This is a genomic window from Dietzia maris (assembly GCF_014144855.1).
Taxonomy (GTDB): Bacteria; Actinomycetota; Actinomycetes; order Mycobacteriales; family Mycobacteriaceae; genus Dietzia; species Dietzia kunjamensis.
The window spans coordinates 1-5,628 of sequence record NZ_JAALDN010000207.1 but is presented as its reverse complement, the minus strand read 5'-3'; the positions used below and the strand labels follow the sequence as shown (position 1 = coordinate 5,628).

Genomic DNA, 5,628 nt, shown 5'->3' with positions numbered 1-5,628 from the left:
CCGCCGTCCACGGGCAGGGCGCCCGCGCCGAATCCGGCGATGGTGAGCAGGACCGAGCCGAGGACGCCGCGCCACAGTGCCGGACCGGAGGGGCCGTTCAGGGCGGCGCGGGCCGAGGCGGTCGTCGCGGTGGTCGCCCGGCGGATCCGCGACGATGGTGTCGACGGCGACGGTGATGATGACGGTGACGACGGCGGTGATGACGGCGGTGATGACGACAATGGTGACGACGACGAGGTGGTCGTCTCCGGCCGGGGTCCGGTCGCTCCCTGCACGGATCAAGCCCGCCTGCGGGTCGCGGCCTCCGCCAGTGCCCGCAGCGTGTCCCGCCCGTGGTCGCTGATCGCGTCGGAGGCCACGGCGTCCAGGGCGCGGGTGGTCAACGCGTCGATCTCGGCCTCCACCGAGACCACGGCACCGGATTCCACGAGAATGCTGCGCGCGCGTTCGAGCGTGGCCGCGTCGGGTTGCGTCCCGAGGACGCCGAGGAGGAACTCGGCGTCCGGGCGGGGGGCGAGGGCGGTCGCACGGGCGAGCAGCAGGGTGCGCTTGCCCTCCCGCAGGTCGTCCCCGGAGGGCTTGCCGGTGACCTCCGGGTCGCCGAACACGCCCAGCATGTCGTCCCGCAACTGGAACGCCTGGCCCACGGCCACCCCGAACTCCCGCAGGGCCGAGACGGTCTCCGCCCCGGCACCCGCCAGCTCGGCGCCGATGTGCAGTGGCCGCTCCACCGTGTAGGCCGCGGTCTTGAAGCGGTTCACCCGGGCCGGGGTGAGCTCGTCTGTGGCGCCCGAGGCCTCGGCGAGGATGTCAAGCATCTGCCCCGACAGGACCTCTGTCTTCATGGCGTACCAGGGACCCAGCGCGCGGGCCAGGGCCTCGGGGGGTACCCCGGAGGTCACGAACATCTCGTCGGCCCACGTCAGGGCCAGGTCGCCCACGAGGATGGCCTGGGAGACGCCGTAGCGGGCCGCGTCCCCGTCCCAACCCTCGTTGCAGTGCGCGGCCTCGATCGTCCGGTGGACGGTGGGGCGGCCTCGCCGGGTGTCCGAGGCGTCCACGATGTCGTCGTGGACCAGCGCACAGGCCTGGATCAGCTCGAGGGCGGCGCAGGCGGTGACGACCTCGTCCGGGGCGGGAGCGTCCGTGTCGCTCGCGGCGGCCCAGCCGGCCAGGGCGAACCGCGGTCGCATCCGTTTGCCGCCGTCGAGGACGAAGTCGGAGAGCAGGCCGGCCAGGCGGTCGACCCGCTCGTCTATCCCCGCCACGACCGTGCGCCGTTCGTCGATGAGTCGGCGGAGCGCGTCGAGGACGCGTTCTCCGTCGTCGGGGCGAGTCGCCGAGACCACGGGCACCATCCCTTCCGGGCGCCGGTGTCCGGCCGCCCTCGTCGCCGACGATCCTAGTCGTCGGGCGGCGGCCGGACGTGGTGCGCGTCGGGCTACCCTGGTCGGGTGACCCAGCTACCCGACTCCGACCCGACGGACGGCGGCCGGCACCCGAGCATCGTGGAGCGGATCGCGACGTCGACCACCCCGAGGGTTCCGTTCTCCGTCGAGTTCTACCCGCCGCGAGACGAGGCCGCCGAGGACCGACTCTGGCGCGCCGCCACCGTGTTCTCCGACCTCGGGGCGGCGTTCGTCTCGGTCACCTACGGGGCCGGCGGATCCACGCGGGACCGGACCGTCCGGGTCGTCGAGCGGCTCGTCCGTGAGACCGACCTGCTGCCGATCGCGCACCTGACGGCGGTGGACCACACGGTCGCCGAACTCACCGACATGATCCGCATGTACGGCGAGGTCGGGGTGTCCAACATCCTCGCCCTGCGCGGGGACCCGCCCGGGGACCCGCTGGGCGAGTGGACGGCTCACCCGGAGGGGCTGCACTACGCCGAGGAGCTCGTCCGTCTGATCCACGAGGTGGGGGGCTTCCACGTCGGGGTGGCGTCCTTCCCCGAGGGGCACTACCGGGCCCGGGACCTCGAGCACGACTCCGAGATCCTGGTGAACAAGCTCCGGGCCGGCGCCGAGTACTCGATCACCCAGATGTTCTGGGACGTGGAGCACTACCTGCGCCTGAGGGATCGCGCCGTCGCCGCCGACCCGGAGCAGGGCGCCAAGCCCATCATCCCCGGACTCATGCCGGTCACGAGTCTGCGGCAGGTCCAGCGGATGGTCGAGCTCTCGGGCTGCGCCCTGCCCGACGACCTGGCCGAGCGGCTCCGGACCGCGGCCGGGGACGGGCCCGAGGAGAACCGGGCGGCGGTCCGTGAGGTCGGGATCGATCTCACCACCCGCATGTGCGAGCGACTGATCGCCGAGGGTGTCCCGTGCCTGCACTTCAACACCCTGAACTTCTCCAAGGCCACCCACGAGGTCCTCACCAACCTGTCGATGGCCCCCGCCCCCGGGGTGGCGGCCGGCAGGATCTGATCCGCCCCGGTGGGGGTGCGGCTCGGGTCAGCGCACCAGCCGGTCGGCACGGGCCCTGGACGTCCGGGCGGCCAGGATCGTCCCGATGGACACCAGCAGGGCGGCGCCGATCCCGACGATCATCCACACCGCGAACCCACGTGCGGCCGGGTCGGGATACGACGACGAGGCCTGCATCCGCGTGATGGACCCCGGAGCCGGGGACCAGCTGACGGAGTTGCCGGCCCCGATGGTGCCGTTGGTCTCCTTGATGCGGTTGGGGAAGGTCAGGTCGACCCGGGTGGTCGCCGTCTCGGCGCGGTCGGCGGGCAGCAGGGACAGGTCCACCGATCCGCTGAACGACACCGTGTCGCCGCTGCGGCGGAAGCCCAGGCTGTACGGCCGTGCCCCCTCGATGTCGATCGCGAGGGTGAGGGTGTCGACCTCCGCGAACGTCAACTGGGTGAAGTAGATCTCGCGGCCGGTGAAACCGTCCGCTGAGTAGGGGGTGATGCGCACCTTCTGCTCGAGCCCGGACGGCGTGGTGATCCGGTCGAGCGCGGCCGCCTGAGCGGGCTGGTCACCCGCCACGAGGATCCGGCCGGAGACGGTGTCGTCCTTGCGGACGCTCATCTGGGCGTTCAGCTGGAGGCACCCGGACAGGAGCACCAGGAGGGTGGCCAGGGCCGTGAGGCCCGCCAGTCGCCGGGGCAGTCGGGAGCGGCCACTGCTCGTGGGGGCGTTCGCTGTCGGATGGGGCGGGGTCACGGCGGTCATTGTGCCCGTGATCCCCGCCGTCGCCGCGCCGACCTGCCGAGTCGGCGGGTCACGAGCCGCGCCACCGTCCTGCCGCTGGTCCCGATCACACCGCCACCGGGGTGGGTCGAGGCCCCCGCCAGGAACACGCCGTCGGCCCCGGGCACGGCGTGACCGCGCAGATCGGGGTGGGGACGCATCGGCAGCATCTGGTCGAGGGACATCTCCACGTGCATGACGTTCCCGCCGATCAGCCCGAGTTCGGTCTCCAGGTCCTCGGGGGTCTGGACGTGACGGTGGACGATCGAGTCGGCCAACCCCGGCGCGAAGCGGTCCGCGACGGCGATGATCCGGTCGGCCTCCGCGGCGCCCTCCTCCGACCAGCCACGGCCGTCGGCCAGGTGGCGCGGGTGCCACTGTGACCACAGTGTCAGCTCGTGGCGGCCCTCCGGAGCCAGCGAGGGGTCGAGCGCGCTGAAGCTCATCGCCAGGACGGCGGGATCGGCGTCGAGGCCGCCCGCGGCGGCGACGCCGTAGCGGCGATCGAGGTGCCGTCGGTCCGTGACGAGCAGTTGCAGGCCGTGGGCGCTGGTGCTCGTGGGTACGCCGGGATACGTGGGCAGTGCATCGGTCCCGAGTCTGACGGCCATCCCCAGTCCGAAACCGGGCCTGATCCGCCGCCGCCACCCGTCCAGCGTCGCCGCCGGGAGTTCGCCGGCGAGGAGGTCCAGGGTCGTGTGGACGTGGCAGGCGGCGACGACGGCCGAGCAGTACAGGGATCGTCCGCCCTCGGTGTCGACGCGCCACCCCGAACCGGAGCGCCGGATCGAGGTGGCCCCGGCACCTGCGGTGACCGTCCCCCCGTGCGCCCGGACGGCGGCCGAGAGGGACTCCGCGAGCGCGCCCGAACCGCCGATCGCGCGCCCCGGCGGGATCCGGTGCATCAGGGCGGCGAACCCGATCATGGGGGCTGTGGCGGGGTGGGACATCGGCGGTCCCGACTGCGCGCCGAACCACGACAGTGCCGCCTTGAGGCGCTCCGAGGTGAACATCGCGTCCAGCAGCGCGTCACCGGAGGACAGGAAGGTCTGGACCGCGCCGAACGGATCGCGCAGGTCGTCGGCCCCGAGGAACGCCGAACCGAGACCCGGGGCGGTGGGGCGGACCGCGAACCCCTTCATCATCCGTCCCGCCAGGACGTCCCACCGGCGGACGAACTCCCGGTACGCGCCGGCGTCGGCCTCACCGCAGGCCGCGGCGATGCTGGCGCACGTGGCGTCGAGGTCACGGTGGAAGACGATCGGTGGCGCGTCGGATCTCGGCGGGGCGGGCGCGAAGCCCCACGGGTCGCAGTCCACGTAGCGCAGTCCGTGGGCCTCCAGCCCGAGCTCTTCCGGGATCCCGGTGTGGCGGATCATCAGATGTGCCGAGGACCCGCGGTCGGTGCGGTGGCCCGGGTACCGTTCGACCGTCGACGTGGCGCCGCCGATCACCGTGTCCCGTTCGACCACGTGCACGTCGAGCCCGGCGCGGGCGAGATAGGCGGCGCACACCAGTCCGTTGTGGCCGGAGCCGACCACCACCACGTCATGCCGGGGGGTCACGTCCGATCTCCGTTCCCGGCGAGCGGTAGCGATCGGGCCAGGACGGCGAACGGTCTCGCGTCCCCCTGGAACCGATACGAACGCAGCACATCGGTGAACCCCAACGACCGGTACAGGCGCCAGGCCGCGTTGTCCTCGCCGTCGACCTCCGGGGTCGACAGCAGCACCGTGCTCTCCGGCCGGTCGGCCAGGAACGTCCTGACGAGGGTCGCGCCGATGCCGCGCCCCTGCAGTCCCGGCGAGACGTGCAGCTCGGTCAGTTCCACGTAGTCGGGCGGGAGCTCACGGTCCCGGTCCCGCAGTCCCCGGGAGACCTGGTCGTACCACCACTGCCCGGGAGCGCCGTGATAGCCGTAGCAGATGGCGACGAGCTGCCCCCGGGTCTGACCGAGCAGGCGTCGGCGCGGGGCCTCGAACGCGGCCACACCCGACCAGCCGTCCCGGTAGCTGTGCTCCATCCACGCCGCGGCCCGGGAGCGGACCACCTGCGGCGGGTAGCCCATGGCGTCGACGTAGACCCCCAGAGCCTCGGGCAGTCGGTCTCGGAAGTCGGCTGCGTCGAGCCGGGTGATCACGGTGTCCATCCACCCCATTTGATCACGGGCGCGGATACGGGGCGTCCGGATGTGTCGTACCCCGGCGATACCGTGCGCGCAGAAGGGGAGGTGCAGGGGAGATGGACACCAGGAACAGGATGCGGACGGCCGGCGGGGGAGCGGTGGGAACCCTCGGACGGGCGAGCCGTGCGGAGCTGCACCGTGGGCGCGCGATCGCCGCCGCTGCTCCCTCCGAGCGGTTCCTCGAGTCGTACCGCGCCGCGAGGTACGCGGCCGGGGCCCTGCTGGCCCCCGGGCCGC

The 5,628-nt window shown here is 72.9% G+C and carries 5 protein-coding genes and 2 pseudogenes; 2 read left to right on the top strand and 5 right to left on the bottom strand.

Annotated features, from left to right (window positions below):
• Both G6024_RS07405 and G6024_RS07400 read right to left on the bottom strand, forming a co-directional pair.
• Positions 1 to 275: pseudogene (locus tag G6024_RS07405) on the bottom strand (hypothetical protein); the annotation flags it as partial.
• Positions 276 to 278: 3 nt separating this feature from the next.
• Positions 279 to 1,358 carry a polyprenyl synthetase family protein gene (locus G6024_RS07400; RefSeq protein ID WP_159148384.1) on the bottom strand — a complete coding sequence of 360 codons (1,080 nt, stop codon included), beginning with the start codon at positions 1,356 to 1,358 and terminating at the stop codon, positions 279 to 281.
• Positions 1,359 to 1,454: 96 nt separating this feature from the next.
• Between G6024_RS07400 and metF the strand changes: the two genes are divergently transcribed.
• Positions 1,455 to 2,432, top strand: coding sequence for a methylenetetrahydrofolate reductase [NAD(P)H] (gene metF / locus G6024_RS07395; RefSeq protein WP_096905653.1), 978 nt, complete (start codon positions 1,455 to 1,457; stop codon positions 2,430 to 2,432).
• Between the two features lie 27 nt (positions 2,433 to 2,459).
• Here metF and G6024_RS07390 read toward each other — a convergent pair whose 3' ends face one another.
• Genes G6024_RS07390 through G6024_RS07380 form a run of 3 tightly spaced genes read right to left on the bottom strand, consistent with a single transcriptional unit; the run spans position 2,460 to position 5,355 of the window.
• On the bottom strand, positions 2,460 to 3,188 hold the full coding sequence (locus G6024_RS07390; protein ID WP_096905652.1) for an LppM family (lipo)protein: 729 nt from the start codon (positions 3,186 to 3,188) through the stop codon (positions 2,460 to 2,462).
• Positions 3,185 to 4,771 (bottom strand): phytoene desaturase family protein, encoded by a 1,587-nt coding sequence (locus G6024_RS07385; RefSeq protein WP_096905651.1) that lies wholly within the window; start codon positions 4,769 to 4,771, stop codon positions 3,185 to 3,187. Before G6024_RS07385 ends, G6024_RS07390 begins: the two co-directional genes overlap by 4 nt.
• Entirely contained in the window at positions 4,768 to 5,355 is a 588-nt protein-coding gene (locus tag G6024_RS07380; protein WP_096907272.1) for a GNAT family N-acetyltransferase, read from the bottom strand. Before G6024_RS07380 ends, G6024_RS07385 begins: the two co-directional genes overlap by 4 nt.
• Positions 5,356 to 5,447: 92 nt before the next feature.
• Between G6024_RS07380 and G6024_RS07375 the strand changes: the two are divergent.
• Positions 5,448 to 5,628 (top strand): annotated as a pseudogene (locus G6024_RS07375) (SAV_6107 family HEPN domain-containing protein); the annotation flags it as partial.

Bases quoted from the DNA above. Each gene is read 5' to 3' on its own strand.
- G6024_RS07400 (WP_159148384.1), bottom strand. From the start codon at position 1,358: ATGGTGCCCGTGGTCTCGGCGACTCGCCCCGACGACGGAGAACGCGTC.
- G6024_RS07390 (WP_096905652.1), bottom strand. From the start codon at position 3,188: ATGACCGCCGTGACCCCGCCCCATCCGACAGCGAACGCCCCCACGAGC.
- G6024_RS07380 (WP_096907272.1), bottom strand. From the start codon at position 5,355: ATGGACACCGTGATCACCCGGCTCGACGCAGCCGACTTCCGAGACCGA.